This is a genomic window from Paenibacillus terrae (assembly GCF_005217525.1).
Classification (GTDB): Bacteria; Bacillota; Bacilli; order Paenibacillales; family Paenibacillaceae; genus Paenibacillus; species Paenibacillus terrae_C.
In genome coordinates, this window is the sequence record NZ_PNXQ01000009.1 from 76997 (window position 1) to 97050 (window position 20054).

Genomic DNA, 20054 nt, shown 5'->3' on the forward strand with positions numbered 1-20054 from the left:
TAGAGCTATAACCTTAGGTTCCTTTTCCTGAAATGAAATTTGACAAGAAAATGATGGAATGAAATCCATCTACAGTAGCTCCGGGAGAGCATGCGGTGAATGGGATAATTTTATCATGCAATAGAATGTCTGATCACTCGCAATCCTGCGACCTTCGCAACCTTGCCTTGTGGATGGGCTGTGAATTGAATCGTAACTTCATTCTTTTGGCTCGTCACAGACAGTGGAAGCTCATACGCGAACGTTTCAAATTTATTCATTTCCTCCGACTCCAGCTTGCCTTCTCCTAACCTCTGACCATCTGCGGTGATATCAAAGTCATGATGAGAGCGATCCGAGTCTTTCAGATAAGTCACCGCTAATTGGACAGGCTCATCCGGGAGTACCTTCATGACAAAAGAGAACCAGCCCCCAGGCCAGGTATCACGATATTTACGATTATAGATGGACCCCAGACTTACATGTTCGCCCGTAAAGGCATGATCCCGTTCTGGCTGCATTTCAGCAGGCTGCACAGCATCCACAGTACGTCGTTCCAGCTCCAACTGGTACGCTAACGCGGTACGGTATTCCGCCTCTGTTGAGGCCCATTCTTCCTTGGAAAAGAGATCCCAATAGACGGTATAAGAACGATCATACATTTGATAAAACGGGCGAAGCTCCAAATCTCTGACATAGCCTACATCGTTCATACGGAATACATTAGACTTGTTCTCGTCAGGAACCAGCTTCGAGGTCAGCGAATCGGTCTCCCCGATCAGAACAGACGCCAGCAGGCGCTCCTCGTTGGAATCCTGCGCGACAGGACCAAGGTCTCCAGCCAGCACAAGCGGACCGTACATAAAAGCAATCCGGCGCGGGTTATCCGGCATTTCCTCGACTCTTACTGTCATGGGAATGTCGTACTCGACCGTATCCCCATCGTTCCATTCCCGTTCGATTACAACGTAGCTGGTAGGGCAAGCCTCTGCGGCAAACGCTTGCCCGTTGATTTTAATGATCATGCCTTGTTCCGCCCAATGTGGGCATCTCAGCTTGATCGTGAACCATTTGGATTCCTTGCTGATGACACGCAGCGTTCCCCGACCATTTTGTGGAAAGAGAGTGTCTTGTTTGAGCTGTACATCCATCTCGTCCCATGCCACGGTCGAAGGGACATATTGATTGACATAGATTGTTTTTGGCGTGTGAAAATAAATCGCAGTGCCGTACATGGAATGGCTTTCCATCCCGGACCCGACACAGCAGGTAAAATCGTCATATTGAGAATTGAAGGACTTGTGCCCACCCATTTCCAGCGATACAAAATAGCATACTCGTCCATCGACAGGCTGCTGTGAAGCCAGAATATGATTGAACATTGCCCGTTCATAGTAGTCCGCATACGCTGCATATGCGTCCCATTCGAACATATGCCTCGTTAATTTCAGCATGTTGTAAGTGTTGCAGGTTTCGCAGGTACCTTCGCCCAAACGGTCATTCAGCTTCCCTGGTTCACCAAAATGCTCATTATAGCTATTGCCGCCGATCACGTAGGAATGCTTGTGAACAACCCGATCCCAAAAAAAGCGGGAGAGATCCGCATATTGCGGTTTTCCGGTCATTTCATATTGCCGTGCAGCGCCAATGATTTTGGGGATTTGGGTATTGGCATGTCGTCCTGCCAGCGTATCGTGGTTTACTGCAAGATCGTTCAGCACTTCCCCATGATAAAAGCGTTCCGCCAGCTTCAAGAAGCGCTCTTCCCCGGAATGCTCCGCCAGATCCGTCAGTACCTCGTTCATGCCGCCAAATTCGCAATGAAGTACCTGCTGTACCTGATCATCGTTCAGTTCCTGGAATACATCCTCCAGCCAGTTGCCAAGTTTGATTTCCATCTGCAAAGCCTTGGGATGATGCGCGAGCAGATAGGCATCCCGCAAGCCTGCGAAGAGTTTATGCATGGTGTATAGCGGCACCCAGCCTCCGTTCAGATCAAAGCCTTGCGAGCGTATATCGCCAGCCTTCACTTCCTCGAAAAGCTCTTTCCCACGCGGAATACCGGAAATGTATCCGTTTCCATGATTGTTTTGGCATATTTCCAGCTCGTCGATGACATAATGTACTCGTTCAAGCAGTTTTTCGTCACCCGTTGAGGCAAACATCAGCGAGCAGCCGGACAGATAGTGACCGAGGGTATGCCCGCTGATGCCGCGGGATTCCCAGCCCTCGTAGTGAGCCGCTTTGGGCTCCAGTCCTGCATATTCACGAAAGCGCGATAATAGACGGTCGGGTTCCAAACTCAGCAGATAGGCCGCATTCAGCTCCATCGCATGGTAAAGTGGGCCGGAATCAATGCTTACGTTATGCAAGTCAAAAGCTTTTGCTTTCAAAATCATCGCTCCTTAGCTAAGATGAAAGTGTATATTTCTCCACTACATTAGCATTGCCATCACGGTATGTCAGTAGCTTAACCATACAATGGGTGGACAAATCCGAACATGAAGCTAAAGAGGCGATAAAATGACTTATCTGAAAGTTAATGTAGATGCTCCCATTCAACTGATCTCGGCAGGCGAGTTTATTTCCGAGGTGCCCTGGAAGCATATGAGTCGTTCTATAGAGAACTTTGAGCTGATCCTTGGGGTGCGGGAGACGGTATATATACGGGAGGAACAGGAGCATTTTGAGATCGGGGAAGGAGATATTGTGTTGCTTTATCCCGGTCGTACACATGGAGGATATCAGGAATCATTGCCGGGAGTTACATTTTACTGGTTTCACTTCGATGTTTCCACGACCCCAAATGTATTATCTAATGAAGAAATGAAGCAAGAGACCCGTGCTATGGATGCTCAATTGCAGCGCCATGGCTTTGTACGGGATATCTATATACCGCAATGCGTGCGTGCGGGCAACGGAGACCGCATTCATATTATCGTTAATCAGATTTTGCATGTAGCCAATTCGCATTATCTTACGCATCACAGTGTAAATTATCTGTTCACCTCGCTGCTGATTGAGATATCCGAGCTGGCTCTCAGCCGCTTGATCTCCAGCCCCGCCAGCCCACAGGGGAATGTGAGCTTTAACAAAATTATCGAGTGGACCCGTATTCATGCGGAAGAACCGATAACCGTGACGGATTTAGCCCGAAAATTCAACTACAACAAGGATTATATATCCCGTTTGTTCAAGCAAAATACAGGTATGCGCCCCTTGGAGTTCATTCACAGCATCCGCATCAATAAAGCCAAGGAGCTGATTTCCCGTACCGATATGAGCATTAGGCAGGTTGCGGAAGAATCGGGATATACGGATGAGAAATACTTTATGCGTATGTTTAAAAAAATAGTGAATATGACCCCTTCGCAGTACCGGAATGCCTATCACAAAACATTTATGAACAAAGTCTGACGGCAAGCCAAAGCGCCTAGTGCGCTTTTTTTCTTTTCCATTCCCAAAAATTAACTCTAATGCATTTCCGCTTGGATCGGGAAATTTTATAGGTAAAACATTAGAGGAGAGTCGGCTAGAATGAACTTGTAAGCGTTTCACTTATAGATAGAAGGGAGGAGAGACATCCACCATGATTACTAGAGAACAGATTTATCTGGATGAGAAGCTGGAGACAAAATCGGCTGTATTTGAATTTATTGCCCAAGAGGCTGAGAAGCTGGGTGTCACCGTCCATAGAGAGCAGCTGGTGCAGGATTTATGGGAAAGGGAGAAGGTATATTCGACGGGCCTTCAGGATCAGTTTGCCATACCTCATACGCAGAGCGAAGCAGTCACAAGACCAGCAGTTTTGGTTATCCGATTACAAGATAGTATTGATTGGGCATCTCATGACGGTAAGCCTGTCCAATATATTTTCAGTATTTTGGTGCCCAAAGGCTCCGTGGATGTATCCCATTTGCAAATTATTTCCTCACTCGCAACCTTGCTATTGGAGGATTCCTTCAAGGAAGCGGTAGCGGGCGCCAAGAGTGGCGACGATGTGTATCATTTGCTCGAACAATATACAGAAGGGTTGGTGTCATAAAATGAAAATTGTAGGCGTTACATCGTGTATAGCAGGTTTGGCTCATACCCCCATGGCGGCAAAAGCACTGGAAAAAGCAGCAGCACAGCTCGGTCACAACATTAAAGTGGAGCAGCAGGGTGCGTTAGGCCAGGTGAACAAGCTTACGGAGGAAGAGATTGCAGCAGCAGACTTTGTACTGATTGCCTCGGACCAGACGGTGAAGGATGCGGAGCGTTTTGAGGATAAACGAATCGTTCGTGTCAAAATCGGTCATGCGGTCAATAATGCGGAAGCGGTTCTCACCAAAGCAGTGGAAGCCATCTCGGCTCAAAAATAAGGCTAAGGCAGAGGAACAGCAACATGTAGTAAAAAAGAAAAGCAGCAGCGTGGCTGCCTTGAATGACAACCGAGTAGCCTTTGGATAACAGTAGTATTCAAGATAGGAGAGAACATGATGAAAAAATGGCTGAGTGAAGCTAAAAAGCATCTGATGACAGGCATATCCTACCTTTTGCCAGTTATTATTGCAGGTTCCCTGATTGTTGCAGTATGTAAGATTATTGGGCTGACGATGGGTGTCACCGACTTTGGTCCCTATGCAGATAAAAGCGGCTTTCTTCATATTTTATACTTGATCGAAAATGTAGGCTGGCGCGGAATCGGGCTGCTGAACATGGTGCTGGCCGGATATATCGCCTACTCGATTGCCGACAAGCCTGCGCTTGCCGCGGGGTTGATCGGTGGCGTACTGGCACAGGAAACGAACGCCGGTTTTCTGGGTGCTCTCGTTGCCGGGTTCTTTGCCGGATACCTCACCTTATGGGTGAAAAACAAAGTGAAAATCACTGGACCGGCCGCAGGTTCTGTTCCACTAATTATTTTACCGCTCATTACCGTAGGCTTAACGGGCATTCTCATGTCCGTCATTCTGGGTGGACCGCTCAGTGCCATTAACGAAGGACTTGTGAACTGGATCAAGCATATGAGTGAAAGCGGAACCAGTACCCTGGTGCTTGCCCTGATTTTGGGCGCCATGATCGGGTTCGACCTTGGCGGTCCTGTCAATAAAGCGGCCTGGATGGCGGGAAATGCATTATTCCTGTCAGGTGTGTATTTGCCTAATATTTTCGTAAACATTGCCATCTGTATTCCACCATTGGGCTATGGACTTGCCACTCTGATTCTGAAACGTCGTTTTTCCAAAACGTATCGGGAAGCTGGAAAAGGCTCGGTCATCATGGGCATTATCGGAATCACCGAAGGGGCTATTCCCTTTACATTGCGCAACCCTGCCAAGCTGATTCCGTTGAACATGATTGCCTGTGCGGCAGGTGCTGCATTGACAGCCTTGCTGGGCGCACACGTCATCATGCCTCCAATCGGCGGCTTGTATGGCGCGGTATCTGTAGGTGCTCCATTTGCTTATCTGGCTGGAGGGATTGTGGGAGCTTTAATCATTGTAGCGGGAACCCTGCTCGTCAACTTCCGTGAGGAAGAAAAGCAACAGGCAGATACGAAGGAAGCGTCCGTCAAGAAAAATGGAGAAGACATCGAACTGGTATTTGACTGAATTTTTTCTAAACTTCACTAGATAGAAGATAGACAACATGGAGGGAGATAGAGATATGAACCGTACGAAAGTGCATGTCATTCCACATACTCACTGGGATCGGGAGTGGTACTTTACCACTTCCAGATCCAAAGTTTACTTGGTAAAGCATGTGAAAGAAGTGCTGGATGCGCTAGAAAATGTGGCCGACTTCAAATATTACCTGCTGGATGCCCAAGGGTCCCTGCTGGATGATTACATCAAATGGTGTCCCGAAGATGAGGAACGCATTCGCCGTCTTGTGACGGACAAGCGACTGATGACCGGGCCGTGGTATACGCAGACGGATCAGCTAGTCATTTCCGGTGAATCCATGGTCCGCAATCTGTACTACGGTATGGAGACAGCGCAGAAATATGGCCATGCGATGAAGGTCGGTTATGTGCCGGATGCCTTCGGTCAGTCGGCGCAGATGCCGCAGATTTATCAGGAGTTTGGCATTCGCCATTTTCTGTTCTGGCGCGGGGTGGCAGACAATACGAACCCGAAAACCGAATTTTTGTGGAAGGGCTCGGATGGGAGTCAGGTGTTTGCGGTCCAAATACCGTTCGGGTACTACTATGGTGGTAATATTCCGGAGGAACCCGGAGAACTTGAAGCATATCTGGACAGCCAAATCGGTGCGCTGGAGGAAAAGGCGTCTACTCGCCATGTTTATTTTCCGAATGGCTTCGACCAAGCGCCTGTCCGCTTGAACCTGCCAGAGCTGATCCGCAAGTTCAACGAGCTTGACCCGGAACGGGAATATGTGATGAATGAGCCAGAGCGTTTCCTTGAAGAAATTGAAAAGGACAGCAGCGATCTTCCTGTGCTGGAGGGAGAGCTTATGGAAGCGAAGCATATGCGTATCCATAAGTCGATCTTTTCTACGCGGGCTGACCTCAAGCAGCAAAACAACTATATTGAAAATTTCATCGTAAATACGCTGGAGCCTGTGCTGTCGATCAGTCATGCACTGGGACATGATTATCCGCATCTCATCGTGAAGGATATCTGGAAGCTGATGTTTGAAAATGCTGCCCATGACAGCATTGGTGGCTGCAACAGTGACACGACGAACCGGGATGTGGCTTTTCGCTACAAGCAGGCGCGCGATATCGCGGAAAATCTGTTGGAGCTGCATAAGCGCATGATTGCTTCAAAGATTAAGCAGGAGGAAACTTTTGCCTTCACCATCTTTAACACATTGCCTTATCCGCGTAAGGGCGTTACAGAGATTGATGCTTATTTACCGGAGGGAAGCTTTGTCATTCGGGATACGAACGGACAGCAGCTTTCGTATACGATTACCGAAAAAGTAGAACAGACAGACTATGTGCTGGGTCAGCATATTTACCTGAATCCGAGCAAAAAGGTGTATCTGCCTGAACGTGTATTCCGTGCGAAGCTGCTGGTAGAGCTTCAGGAAGTACCTGCTATGGGATATACGCAGATTGTATTTGATTTCAGTTCGGCCGGGGATGCCACGGCAGAACGCAGTAACGGAAACCGTATTGAAAACGAATTTTATAGTGTAGCTGTTCAGGAGAACGGGGCATTGAGCATTACGGATAAAATCTCGGGACGTGTGTACGCGGATCAGATGGTGTTTGAGGAAAACGGGGATGACGGTGATTCCTACAACTATTCTCCGCCGGAACGTGACCTTACCATTTCTTCGCTCGGTGCTGATGTGGAGACGCTGACATCCAAAGGTCCGGTAGCGGAGGGATTGTCCCTTCGATTGAAGCTAAAGGTTCCGTATGACTTAAACGAACGCGCCGCTGCCGTAACCTCTGCGGAACTGCCATTACAGGCATCGGTCTCCTTGCGTAAAGGTGAGCGCTTGATCCGTTTCTCGGTAGATGTGGACAATCGCGTGCTGAGTCACCGTCTGCGGGTGCTTTTTGACACCGGGATTGCCTCCAGGCTTTCTATTGCGGATCAACCGTTCGGGGTCATTGCGCGTCCGACAACGCTGGAAGAAGTAGAGGTGTGGGAACGTGAGCAGTGGACGGAAAAACCGATCACAATTGAGGCTCTGCAAAGCTATGCTGCGCTGAACGATGGTTCCCGTGGAATAGCGGTACTGACCGGAGGAGTACGAGAATATGAGGTCATTGGCAAAGAACATGATACAATAGCGCTGACGTTATTCCGTACTTTCGGGTTTATGGGCAAGGAAAATCTGTTGTACCGCCCGGGACGCGCTTCGGGAGAAAAGATCGTAGAAACGCCGGATGCGCAGCTCATTGGCGAGCTTTCATTCACTTTTGCCCTGCATGTGCACGAGTCCGGTTTTGATGAAGCCAATATAGCTAAAGCGGCCAAGGAATATTTAACGCCATTGACCAGCTACCAGCTGTCTGACTTCCTGAATGGTCGTTTAATTTTCGCCTTCCGTGACGAAGAAAGAATATTCGAGCAAAGCTACAGCCTGCTATCCTTTAGCAAGGATTCGAATGTGATCCTGAGTGCCTTCAAGAAAGCAGAGCATACGGATGGATATATTGTACGTGTATTTAATCCTTATTTGGAGAAGAATGCAGTCGGACGCATCGCATTCGGTGTATCGGCTCACTATGAGCTGGCTTCGCTGGATGAGCGCTCCAAGGAAGAAACGTTGGCCTCGTCCGATGCCGAAGGCGCACCATTGCCAGAGTTGGGGCATTGCAAGCTGTTAACGGTACTGGTTACGCCTGAATCGAAGTAACACGGAAACAAAACATGGTTTATCGGAAAGGAGGTCTTGAAGCTACATGAATTTTCCCTACAAACGCTTGAAAAAGCTGTACCAGCTCGTCAGTGGAAACGATCAGGGCTGGTCTTGGACCACCAAAGCACTGTCTGAGCGGCTGGAGGTCACAGAGCGGACGATCCGCGATGATCTCAAAAAGCTGGGCGGTATTCTGAATGAATATGGAGCGCATCTGGAATCCAAGAGGGGTAGCGGCTATACAATCATGGTCGTTGATCCCGAAAGATACCGTTTTTTCGCTGAGGAAGGTCAGGAAGAAACGGAGGGAAGCGGGCGGCTGCCGGGAGCACCGGAAGAGCGCATACGGTATGAGCTGTTCAAGCTGCTGAATGCGGGAGAATACGTGAAGATGGAAGACCTCGCCGACGAGCTGTATATTAGCCGGGCGACCATGAATAACGATTTTAAAATCATTCGGCGGATTCTGGATGATTATGCTCTCACCCTGCGCACCAAGCCGGGATATGGGGTGAAGGTGGTTGGGGAAGAGAAAAGTATCCGTTACTGTCTCGCTGAGTATGCCGATGTACGCGATGAAGAAGGACAACGCAGCGGTATGCCTTTGGAACAGCAACAGCTATTTCAGGGGCTGGATTTACCGCGAATCCGTGCAATTATTTTGAAGCATCTGCGACCCAATGGCATCAAGATGGCGGATTTGGCGCTGAAGGACCTGATCACCCATCTGGCGGTTATGGTACTGCGAGTGAAGGAAGGACATGGATTGGAGCGCTTTGAAAAGGTGGCAGGCGGTCAGCGGGATATTGAACTGGCTACTACCATTCTGAGTGAGATGGAAGAGGCTTTTGGCATCACCTGCCCTTTAGGAGAGCTGGATTATGTCCTGCTGCATATCGTCAGCAAAAAGATGGCCGAAACCGAGTGGGAGCGTCTCCAGTCTGACCGACTCTTCCTGGCTGTGCGCGAGATGCTGACATTTGTCTACGAGCGCTTCACCTATGATTTGCGTGACGATGAACGGCTGTCCCGGGATTTGTTTGTGCATCTGAAACCGATGCTGACCCGGCTGGAGCATGGCATGAACATGCGTAATCCGTTGCTTGGACATATCCGCAAATATTACCCGCTTGCTTATGAAATCACGGTTGGTGCGGTAAAAGAACTGCAAAAATCGTTCCCGTATGACATCAACGATAACGAAATCGGATATTTGGCGCTTCATATTGGAGCTGCGTTGGAACGCAAATACAATATCCCGCATCGGCGTCGTAAAACCGTGTTGCTGGTGTGCGGCTCCGGCTACGGAACCGCCCGGATTTTGGAATCCAGATTGCGCTCCCTGTTCGCTGAGCTGGATGTATCCCGAGTGGTCTCACTTCGGGAATACGAGGAAATGTCTACTGTCGACGAGGATTTGATCGTATCGACCATCCACTTGCAGCAGCGTAAGGATAAGCCGTCAGCGGTGATCAGCCCGATTCCTTCGGAACGGGATATGGAGACGATCACACGGATGGTGCGTGCCAGCGATGAGGAGCAGGAAATTTCACTGCTGCGGTATTTTGACGAGGACTTGTTTATGACCCGAACCGATCAGCCGAAAAAGGATGCTCTGATTGAAGAAATGAGCGGTATTTTGAGGCAAAAAGGAGTTGTGACTGACAAGTTCCTGCCAGCAGTCATGGAGAGGGAGAAGCTGGGATCTACGGCACTGGATCGAGGTATGGCGATTCCCCATCCTTTGGAGCTTAGCTCTAACCGAACGGTCGTAAGCGTGTGTCTGCTGGAAAAGCCGATTCAATGGGATGCCAACCATGAGGTCCATGTTGTATTCCTGCTTTCGATCTGTAAAGAGGATTACGAGCAGGCGATGGGGATTTACGATCTGTTTGTAGAACTGATCCGTCAGGAAGAAACGCTGGAACGATTAAAGCATTGCCACTCTTTTGATGCCTTTATGCTAATCGCCCGTCAGGTGCTTGCAGTCAAGAGCAATGATTTTCATTGAAGGCTGAACACATTATCCTCTTTCATATGAAACGAAAAAAGGGACCCTAGGGTCTCTTTTTAGCATGTGGCACAGTAGGTTTGTTTTGCTCGAGCGTCGGGAATCGAACAATCCATAATAGGTGGTCCTATATAGTAGGGCTGCCTTTTTTCGATGTAAATGAACGATTGTGCTTTATTATTAGTCTTAATAGATGAGACCACAACAAGGGAGGTGCACGTATATGACTGACAGAGAGCTGTTTGAACTATATAAGGAACAGATATATTATTTTTGTTATTATCTGATGCAAAATCAAGCAGATGCAGAAGATGTTTGCCAGGAAGTGTTTGTCAAAGCACTCTTGGCTGATAGGTCCAAGGTACAAGATCTCAAATCATGGATTTTACGAATTGCTTCCAATGAGTGCAACAATGTACTTAGAAGGCGGAAAATTGGGCTGATGAAGGAAATACGAACTTTTTTATTGTCACGTCCTCATTCATTTAATCCGGTGGAAGAGAGCTTATATCATCGAGAAACGAAGACAGAGCTACACAAGCTATATAACAAGCTTCCAGATAAAATTCGAATGGTCGTAGTCCTTCGTTATGTAAACGAATTGACTGTGCCGGAGATCTCTAGAGTTATAAATATACCCGAAGGAACAGCTAAATCCAGATTAAATCGGGGGCTTAAACTTCTAAAAAAAATGATGGTATCCCAAGTAAAGGAGATGAGTAGCAGTGAGTCGATATTATGAAAAAGAACAGAACATTCCTCAACCTGAATATGATGCAATGTGGGTAAATATAGAACAGGAAGCAACCAAACGAAAAGCAGCTCTGCAACAGTCACAGGAAGCATCTATGCATCGAGCAAAAATTGTTCCTGCGAGTATCGTATTCTCATGTTTTCTGCTCGTTGCCATCCCTGTATTCGCTGGTGTGGCTATCAATTGGGATAGAATAGGCGGACGTAGTGTAACCATTGCGCTAAATAATGGTATTGGCCAGCGGTATGATCTAAAAGCATCCAGTGCAGGCATTACGATGAATTTGAATGGTGTTGTAACGGATGGCGAAAAAATGAAAATGCTGATCTCTCTGGATCCAGGAACCGATCCAACCAGTTATATTGGGTTTGCTATAGAGAACACGATGGTAACTAGCAATTCTGATACGAAGGAGCGAGCACGCGGATATTTAAATTACGATCCTCAAAGCCAGAAGCTCCTCGGCATTTATGAAACGGTTGATACTTTAAAGGATCGTAAAAAAGATTACACGCTTGAGGCACAGAATCTAATTTTTTATCGTAACCAGGATATTCCCTTAAAGACGGATCATCAGGCCGGGGATACCCTCGTTACCGGGAGCAAGCAGTATCCTAACATTTATATAGAATCCGTTCGACAAACCAACAACAAGACTGTTGTCCGCTTTAGAGTTGCTGCGGCTCCATCCGATTTAGGACGTGGGAACCCGCATTTGGTAATGAAAGTGGGCGACAAAGAGATAGACGCAATCCCAACCATTCTACCTAGCGACAGCCCAGACTTGCATATTGAGCAGGTATTCAACATGACTGCACAGGATTGGAAAAAGGCAAACCTTCATTTTTGTTACATTGAGGAAGCAAAACGAATTGAAGGTACTTGGAAGTTCGAATTTGAAGCGGATGGAAAAAAAGCAAGTGAAGCGATTTATTCCAAGAAGCTGCATACCAGCGCCGAATTCCAAGAAAATACAGGGACTACCTTAGACCAACTGATTGTTACCCCCTTGGATATTGAAATTCTAGTAACAGAGCGTGATTCCCTTAAAAAAGGAAATGTTCATTATAAAACTGCTCAGCTGGTTATAGGGGATAAAAAAATTAGCGGAGGATGGAATATGAAAGGAGCTGGTCCTGAAAATTATCAACACTTATATCAATTTGAATCTCCAGAGTGGTATAAGGACTGGTCTGATGTTCCAATGAAACTTATATTGAAAGATGCTGTCATCGAGAAACGTGATACGTCTAAGAATTGGATCACTCTTCATAAACCTAAAGAAGAAAAACAGTTCGCTGAGCTTAATACGGACGGTTATCAAATTGATTTCACATACTATACAGAGGGAAAAGATTTGATTGTCGAATCGAAATCCGGTTCCCCTGGCTTCAAAGGCGTCAACCAAACAACGATGCGAATTAACGGTAAAGAAGTAGTGCCTGAGATCATTGCGAAGGGTATGGTATCCACAGGAGTTAATGTTGACCGTTACAAAGATATTGAATTAGACGGAAAATTGGAACTAAATCCTGGCATCTACAAGTACAGCGATCCTAGACGTGATATTGAAGTTATTTTGAAATAGATATGGCCCTTCCAGCTTTAGCTTCTCATGAGGGAAGCAGTGGAAGGGCTTTTGTTATATCTACTTGTCTATACGGTGAACGTGCTTATTTACACCCGTTGCACGGTAAACTCAAACTCCAGCTTCTGATCGGCTGGTATTTGGTATTCTTCGTGTACGGGAGCGCCCCAGCTATCGTCGCCGCCGACACCCATTTGCTTGCCAGCCACCGTGACGACGGTGTAGTAGACGTTGGGCAGCTCATACTGATGGTAGGCGCTTTCCAGCTCAAACGCTGTGTATGGTGAAATATTGCATTCCACAGGCGCGGTTGCAGGTGCAGTAATGCGAATACCTCGCTGAGAATCGTCGGTAATATCGACACGACGTACGCCTGTACGATTACCGGATTCCTGTGGCACGGCATAACCAGATACGTTGTCCGCTGCTTCGTTGTGGAATACGCCGAGTCTTGCACCGAAGGCCCGGTCGATATAGTTTTCATCCGGTCCCATGGCGTACCAGTCCAGATGGCGGTAGTCTGCCGGAACCTTGAACGAGAGCGCGAAGATCGGCAAGTTAGGCAACCCCGAGACGCCTTCATAAGTGGATTTCACTTTCAGGCTGCCGTCGGCAAAGACGGTATATGCCACTGCCACCTGTACGTCTGCATGAATGCTTAGTGTATAGCGAAATGTAACCGTTACGTGATCAGTTTGCTCCTCCGTGACTTCAATCCCCACGCATCTGCGTGTTAGACTCGCAGCAAACCAACCACCCGCTTCAAACCCAAGCGCTACACCTCTGTCATTGTCCGTGGTTGCACGCCAGAACAATGGGGCAGGAGGAATGGCGATCATCTCGCGTCCAGCGTAGCGCAGCGAAGTCAGGCTGCCTGCTCCTTTGGAGAACATGATACTAAAATCTGCACCGTGAACGCCGATGTTTACATCACCATGCACAACCCGAATGCTGCCGGCAGGGACAGTCTGTGGACGTGTATCTTCCACGGTGAAAATATGCTGTCCAAAGGCTACTTCATATCCGGCCTCCGCCCAGAGCGTAGCTTCTTTCAAGACCAGAGACGTGTGAATAACATATTCACCAGGCGCGTCTACTCCAGCCGTATCTACCAGCGTCAACGGAATATAAGCTTCTGTCTGTGCGGCTACATCCATATGAATCACGTTCCGTGCGATTTCGTGGCCTTCATGAAGCAGGCTGTATACCAGCTCGTAGTCATCCGTTCCCTCGAACAGATTTTCATTGCGAATCGTCACACCGCCCCGATCCGGGATCAGCTTCAGATTTTGGTACAGGAATTTGACCTCCTGCATCTTCGGTGAAACCTTCCGGTCCGCATAGACGATTCCATCCGTACAGAACCCATAGTCAGTGGCCCGGTCGTCAAAGTCGCCGCCGATCGCGAGGTACTCGCGTCCATAGCGATCTTTTTTCATAACCGCCTGATCAATGTAATCCCAAATAAAGCCGCCCTGATACAGCTCGTATTTGTTCTCCAGCTCTGTATATTTGTGCATACCGCCTACGGAATTACCCATCGCATGCATGTATTCACAACTGATATACGGTTTTTGCGGATTGTCGTTCAAATACTGCTCGATATCTGCGGGCTTGGCGTACATCCGGCTCTCCATATCGCTGGTATCATCGTACGTGCGGTTGTGGAATACGCCTTCGTAGTGCACCAGTCGGCTCGGGTCGGTGGCTCGGAAATAGTTGGCTACATTGCGCAGCACTTCACCCGCATAGGACTCATTACCGCAGGACCAGATCAGAATGGACGCATGGTTTTTGTCCCGCTCCAGCATGGAAATGGCGCGATCCATAACGATATCCTGCCACTCTGGAAGATTGGCTGGAATATTCCAAGAAGGCTCGACTGCGCCAAGCTTTTGCCAGGAGCCGTGTGTTTCCAGGTTCATTTCGTCGATCACATACACCCCGTACTCATCACACAGCTCATACCACAGGGTCTGATTCGGATAGTGAGAGGTGCGAACCGCATTCATATTGTTTTGCTTGAGCGTGCGAATATCCCATAGCATATCTTCACGAGAAATCGCACGTCCAGTACGAGCGTTGAATTCATGGCGGTTCACGCCTTTGAAGACGATCCGCTTGCCGTTCAGATGCATCACCTTGTTGATCAGCTCAAATTTGCGGAAGCCGATCTTCTGCGGAATGACCTCCACCAGTGTCCCGTCCGGCTCGTGAATTTGGATGAACAGCGTGTACAGGTAAGGCTTTTCGGCACTCCAGCGCTGGACTTGATCCAGTGTTGCTGACAGCGAAGCCTTGCCATCTGTAAAATCTGCCTTCAAAGAAGCTACAATCTGGCCCGCAGCATCTTTGACATCGACGGCTGCATAGGCTGCTACTGCTTTTTCCAAGGTCAGCTCCAGCTCCAGAAGGCCCTTCGTATACGAGGCGTCCAGACCGGCCTTGGCATGCAGGTCACGTACGTGAACAGATGGGATGGTGTACAGATATACGTCTCTGAAGATACCGGAAAAACGCCAGAAATCCTGATCCTCCAGCCATGCCCCTGTACTTCTCTGATATACCTCAACCGCCAGCTTGTTTTCGCCTGCTTGCAGGAACGGTGTCAATTCAAAATCAGACGGTGTAAAGCTGTCCTCACTGTACCCGACAAATTGCCCGTTCAACCACACATAGAAAGCCGACTCGACGCCCTGAAAAGAAATGAACACAGGCTGACCGTCAGAAGCCATATGTTCCGGCAAAACAAAGCTTTTGATATAGCTCCCGACCGGGTTGTGATCTTCGGGAATATGGGGCGGGCGAACGTCCGAATGTCCGTCCCACGGATACATCGTATTCACGTACTGCATTTGGCCGAAGCCTTGCGTCTGAATATGACCCGGTACCTGAATGTCGCTCCAGCCGCCGTATTCAAAATCAGGGGCATGGAACTCAACCGGACGGCTGGATGGATTCGTAGCATAGTTGAACTTCCAGCTACCGTTCAGGCTATGACGCCAAGCCATATCGGCATAGCGCTCCGCTTCCTGAAGTGTAGCGTAATATTTATGATCGGAATAGGCTGGCAGCCGATGTACTGCAAACTTGGTTACGTCGGTTAGCCAATCCAGGCTAGGGGTGTGGATGGTCAAGGCGAACACTCCTTATTGTTAAATTAAAATGAAAGGATTTCACAACAGCGAATCCGTTATTTTACCGAGCCTACCATACCCGCTACAAAATGCTTCTGCATCAGGAAAAATACCAGTGCAGTCGGCAACGTGGACAGGACGATAGCAATCATAATCACACCATAATCTGGTGCATAGCCAGAGCCGAGGTTCGAAATCAACAACGGAATCGTTTGATTTTCAGGCGTTTGCAGCACGATCAGAGGCCAGAGATAGTTATTCCAACTCGACATGAACGTGATGATCGCGGCAGCGGCATAGGTTGTTTTCATCGTAGGCATATACACCCGGAAGAACAGACCCAGCTCGGACAATCCGTCCATACGACCAGCTTCCAGCAAGTCCTTCGGAAACATCTTGGTGCTTTGACGGAAAAAGAAGATCAGAAACGCCGTAGTCACCGTCGGAATGACGACAGACGAAAGTGTATCAATACCGATCCAAGGCAGTGTATTGGAGATACTGCCGAACATCCGATAGAGCGGGATCATGATCGCCGCAAAAGGAATCATCATAGACATCAGCAGGATATTGAATACAACGTCCTTGGCCTTACTTCTGTAAATTTCAAAGCCATAGCCTGCCAGTGATGCAATCAGCATCGCCAGCAGTGTCGTAGAAATCGAGATTTTCGCTGAATTACTCAGCGCGGTAACGATATCCACTTTTTCCAGTAGATTGTGTATATTATCCATCAGATGAGAGCCAGGCAGGAGTCTGCCCTTCGTCACATCAACCGACAGGTTGGTGGCGCTGGACAGCATCCACAGGAACGGAAAAATCGAAACGAACGATATAATGATCAGAAAGGCATACGTAAATAATCTTTTCGTTTTCATCATTTTTTCTCACCTGCCACTTTGAACTGGATGATCGCCAAGATAATGATCATAATGACGATGGAGTAGGATACGGTCGCCGCATAACCAAAGTCGGATGAATACTTGAAGGACAGGTTGTAGATATATTGCGAAATAGAAGATGTCGCGTTCCCCGGCCCACCCTTGGTAATATTCATGATTTCATCAAAGAGCTGGAGTGTACCAATCGTCGATGTAATCGAGGTGAACAGGATAATCGGCTTAAGCAGTGGAACGGTAATGCTGAAAAACTGTCGAATAGGGGAAGCACCGTCAATACGTGCCGCTTCATAGATGGAGCTGTCAATATTCTGGAGACCGGACAAGTAAAAGATCATGTTGTAGCCAGTCCAGCGCCATGTGATCGCAATAATAATCGTAACCTTGGCCCAGAAAGGGTCTGTAATCCATTGGATCGGCGTGCCAATCACATGCAGATTCAGCAATAAGGAGTTTACCAGACCGTCAGCCGAGAACAAATACTTGAACACAACGGAATAGGCGACCAGCGATGTAATACAAGGCAAGAAGATGGCTGTGCGGAAAAAGCCCTTGAATTTAAGATTTTTATCATTGAGCAATACCGAAATGAACAGAGCCAGAATCACCATTAATGGCACCTGGAAAATCAAATAGATAAACGTGTTCTTCACGGCGGTTATAAACATGCTATCTGTGAACAGACGCTTGTAGTTATCAATGCCGTTGAAGGTCAGATTAGACCCTGTACCTGTCTTGAAGGACAAGATAAGCGCCTGAATCATCGGGTAGAAATAAAAGGCTGCAATCATGATCACTGCGATGGAAATGAACAACCATCCTGTCATACCTGCCTTAAAACGTGATGTCGTCATTTTGGGTGCGGCTGTCTTCATAACCATATCAACTCCCTATGCAGCATTAAAACCTTGAACTCGCAAGCCCAAGGTTTTAAGTGCTTATCGTTTTATTGTTTAGCCTTGGCTAGATGGACTGTCTTATTTAAGCTGTGCTTCTGCTTGTCCTTGAGCATCTTTCAGAACTGTGTCTACATCTTTGCCGTTCAGGTAGTTTTGAATTTCAACGGTCATGATGTCCTCAATGGCATAAGTGTGCATGCCATAATTGACTTTTGGAACTTGTTTGGTCCATTCTGCGAATTTCTTGTAGACTTTGTCGCCACCGAAGTACGGATCTGACTCGTCATAAGCTTTACCGCTGGAAGCTGCGTTTAATGAACCGACAATTCCAATTTTGCTCAGCATATCTTGATATAGCTCTTGATCTGAACCGAATGTTTCTTTCAGGAAATCAGCAGCGGTATCTTGACCTTCTGTATTCAGCACATACCAGGAGCTGCCGCCGAGGCTGGAAGCATTCACGGATTCAGGTACATTTTTCAATTTAGGGAAAGGAACAACCGCCCATTTACCCGATTGTGAAGCTTCTGCTTTGATTGAAGGCGTAATCCAGTTACCTGTAGGAACGGAAGCAACTGCACCGCTATTGAAGGCTGCCAGGAATTGACTCCAGTCGGCATTCATTTTAACAATGTTCGCATCGAACAAGGATTTGTACGTCAAGAGCGCTTCTTTCAGAGCTGCATTACCTGCCAGGTTTGGTGTTTTACCGTCTTCTTTCAGGTACCATGAACCTGCGGATTGGATCATACCACGGATCAGACCGAGGTCGTTCGGATCTTGAGTCAGCATATCTTTACCTGTTTTTTGTTTTACGGCTTTACCGATTTCAATGAATTTGTCCCAATCAATGTTAGTCAGGTCAGCTACTTTGTAGCCAGCTTGTTCCAAATAATCTGTTCTTACATACAGACCCATAACACCGGAGTCGAATGGAACACCGTATTGCTTGCCGTTGTAGCTGGTCGGTCCGATTTTATAATCCGCGAAGTCCGATGCTTTGATCGAGCTGCTCATATCATGGAAGGAATCAGGATAGGCTTGCAGGAAATTTTGTGCCCGGTAATCCTCGATTAGAACCACGTTAGGTAATCCTTTGGTAGAACCGGAGTTAAGACCGGCATTCATTTTTTGCACGATATCATTTTGAGCATATTCAACAATGTTTACGTTTACATCAGGATGTTTGGCAACGTAGCGATCTTTTGCCAGCTTTAGGGCTGCGATATTGAAGTTCGGGTCCCAAGCCCAGACGGTGATTTCTTTCTTACCGGAATCTGTGGTAGTAGCTGCTTTCTCGGAATTGCTGGAACACGCAGATAGCAAGATTAAGCTTGCGATCAGCAAAAGAAAAGACATTTTTTTCATTTCGTTCAACCCCTACTCTTTTTTTTTATAATCATTTAAAACTTATTGAAAGCGGTTACCTTGTTTATGAATCTAGTTTATCATCCTTGCTTTGCTGGCAGTTAGGAATATCTTTATACGGATTTGTCTTATTATTATGATTTATCAAAAAAGGTATCGCTTACATTTGTACTTTTTTTGGAATTAGGTATTTTTTATAGACTGAGTTAAAGTTGTACACGAAGCGCCACTGCGCGGTCGGATGGTGCTTCCCATCGCGACCGCTACGCTTGTACAGCACCATTCCGCCCACTCCGTTCTTGTAACACCTTCTTTGTCTTTAGTCCAGCCTATATTTTTATTAGATAGGAGGGGCGGGTTTTACGATCAATGGCAGTGTCATTTTCACTTTGGTGCCTTCGCCTTTTTTGCTGGAGATGGTCACGCCATACTCTTCTCCATAAAGAAGGGTAATGCGGTTGTGTACATTCTGGATGCCGATACCAGTGAACAGTTGGCGCTTGCTTTTAGGATTGGGCAGTCCGTCCTTTGCCGTATGCCCGTCCAAATCCATACCGTCTCCGTCATCGGCCACCTCGCAGATTAATGTATCGTCCGTTTTGGACACCAGTATATAGATATGACCCGCGGTCTTCTCATTAAATGCATGGAAAAACGAGTTTTCGATAAAAGGCTGAATAATCAGCTTCGGCACATGGTACTCCAGACAATCCGGTGACACAAAATAATTCACCTGTACCCGCTGCCCGTAGCGCACATGGTTAATGAACACATAATTTTGCATGTTGGCCATTTCCTGCTCGATGGTGATCGTTTCGCTCACATTGCTGATTGTATTTTGCAGTAGGGAAATGAGCGCATTGATTGTCTCAGCGGCGGTTTCCTTGTTTCCTTTGAGCACCAGCATTTTAATCGAAGCCAGTGTATTGTACAGAAAATGTGGATTGATCTGTCGTTGCAGTGCAGCCAGCTCTGCATTCCGTTGTCCTTTTTGCGTCTCCAGCAGCTTGCGAATATAGTCATTCAGTTCATCCAGCATGTAATTGTAGGCATGACTCAACTGCCTGACCTCATAGCTGCCCGTTACC

At 47.5% G+C, this 20054-nt stretch carries 14 protein-coding genes; 8 read left to right on the forward strand and 6 right to left on the reverse strand.

What is annotated here, in order from left to right; translation table 11 throughout:
* Positions 1-113: 113 nt before the first annotated feature.
* Positions 114-2372 (reverse strand): glycoside hydrolase family 127 protein, encoded by a 2259-nt coding sequence (locus C1I60_RS07910; RefSeq protein WP_137061232.1) that lies wholly within the window; start codon positions 2370-2372, stop codon positions 114-116.
* A gap of 130 nt (positions 2373-2502) precedes the next feature.
* Here C1I60_RS07910 and C1I60_RS07915 point away from each other — a divergent pair, with 130 nt between their 5' ends.
* From C1I60_RS07915 to C1I60_RS07950, 8 genes are all read left to right on the forward strand, one after another.
* The gene (locus C1I60_RS07915) at positions 2503-3396 is read left to right on the forward strand and encodes a helix-turn-helix transcriptional regulator (RefSeq protein ID WP_137061233.1); all 894 of its coding nucleotides are present in this window, start codon (positions 2503-2505) and stop codon (positions 3394-3396) included.
* Between the two features lie 172 nt (positions 3397-3568).
* A complete protein-coding gene (locus C1I60_RS07920) occupies positions 3569-4024 on the forward strand; it encodes a PTS sugar transporter subunit IIA (protein ID WP_014279234.1) in 456 nt (151 codons plus the stop codon).
* A gap of 1 nt (position 4025) precedes the next feature.
* A complete protein-coding gene (locus C1I60_RS07925; protein WP_137061234.1) occupies positions 4026-4343 on the forward strand; it encodes a PTS fructose transporter subunit IIB in 318 nt (105 codons plus the stop codon).
* Between the two features lie 117 nt (positions 4344-4460).
* Positions 4461-5576 (forward strand): PTS fructose transporter subunit IIC, encoded by a 1116-nt coding sequence (locus tag C1I60_RS07930; RefSeq protein WP_137061235.1) that lies wholly within the window; start codon positions 4461-4463, stop codon positions 5574-5576.
* Positions 5577-5631: 55 nt separating this feature from the next.
* Positions 5632-8307, forward strand: a complete 2676-nt coding sequence (gene mngB, locus C1I60_RS07935) for a mannosylglycerate hydrolase (protein WP_252361625.1) — start codon at positions 5632-5634, stop codon at positions 8305-8307.
* A gap of 46 nt (positions 8308-8353) precedes the next feature.
* A complete protein-coding gene (locus C1I60_RS07940; protein WP_137061237.1) occupies positions 8354-10321 on the forward strand; it encodes a BglG family transcription antiterminator in 1968 nt (655 codons plus the stop codon).
* A 223-nt stretch (positions 10322-10544) separates the two neighbouring features.
* Positions 10545-11063 carry an RNA polymerase sigma factor gene (locus C1I60_RS07945; RefSeq protein ID WP_137061238.1) on the forward strand — a complete coding sequence of 173 codons (519 nt, stop codon included), beginning with the start codon at positions 10545-10547 and terminating at the stop codon, positions 11061-11063.
* Positions 11047-12663: a DUF4179 domain-containing protein gene (locus C1I60_RS07950; RefSeq protein ID WP_137061239.1), complete on the forward strand. Its 1617-nt coding sequence runs from the start codon at positions 11047-11049 to the stop codon at positions 12661-12663. The genes C1I60_RS07945 and C1I60_RS07950 overlap by 17 nt, the downstream gene beginning before the upstream one ends.
* Before the next feature lie 89 nt (positions 12664-12752).
* Here C1I60_RS07950 and lacZ read toward each other — a convergent pair whose 3' ends face one another.
* The 5 genes from lacZ to C1I60_RS25410 form a co-directional block, all read right to left on the reverse strand.
* Entirely contained in the window at positions 12753-15800 is a 3048-nt protein-coding gene (gene lacZ, locus C1I60_RS07955; protein ID WP_137061240.1) for a beta-galactosidase, LacZ type, read from the reverse strand.
* Between the two features lie 56 nt (positions 15801-15856).
* Entirely contained in the window at positions 15857-16681 is an 825-nt protein-coding gene (locus tag C1I60_RS07960; protein ID WP_137061241.1) for a carbohydrate ABC transporter permease, read from the reverse strand.
* Positions 16678-17574, reverse strand: a complete 897-nt coding sequence (locus C1I60_RS07965; RefSeq protein ID WP_137061242.1) for a carbohydrate ABC transporter permease — start codon at positions 17572-17574, stop codon at positions 16678-16680. The genes C1I60_RS07960 and C1I60_RS07965 overlap by 4 nt, the downstream gene beginning before the upstream one ends.
* 102 nt (positions 17575-17676) lie before the next feature.
* The gene (locus C1I60_RS07970; RefSeq protein ID WP_137061243.1) at positions 17677-18966 is read right to left on the reverse strand and encodes an ABC transporter substrate-binding protein; all 1290 of its coding nucleotides are present in this window, start codon (positions 18964-18966) and stop codon (positions 17677-17679) included.
* A 340-nt stretch (positions 18967-19306) separates the two neighbouring features.
* On the reverse strand, positions 19307-20054 hold a 748-nt coding region (locus C1I60_RS25410; RefSeq protein WP_252361626.1), incomplete at its 5' end, for a sensor histidine kinase.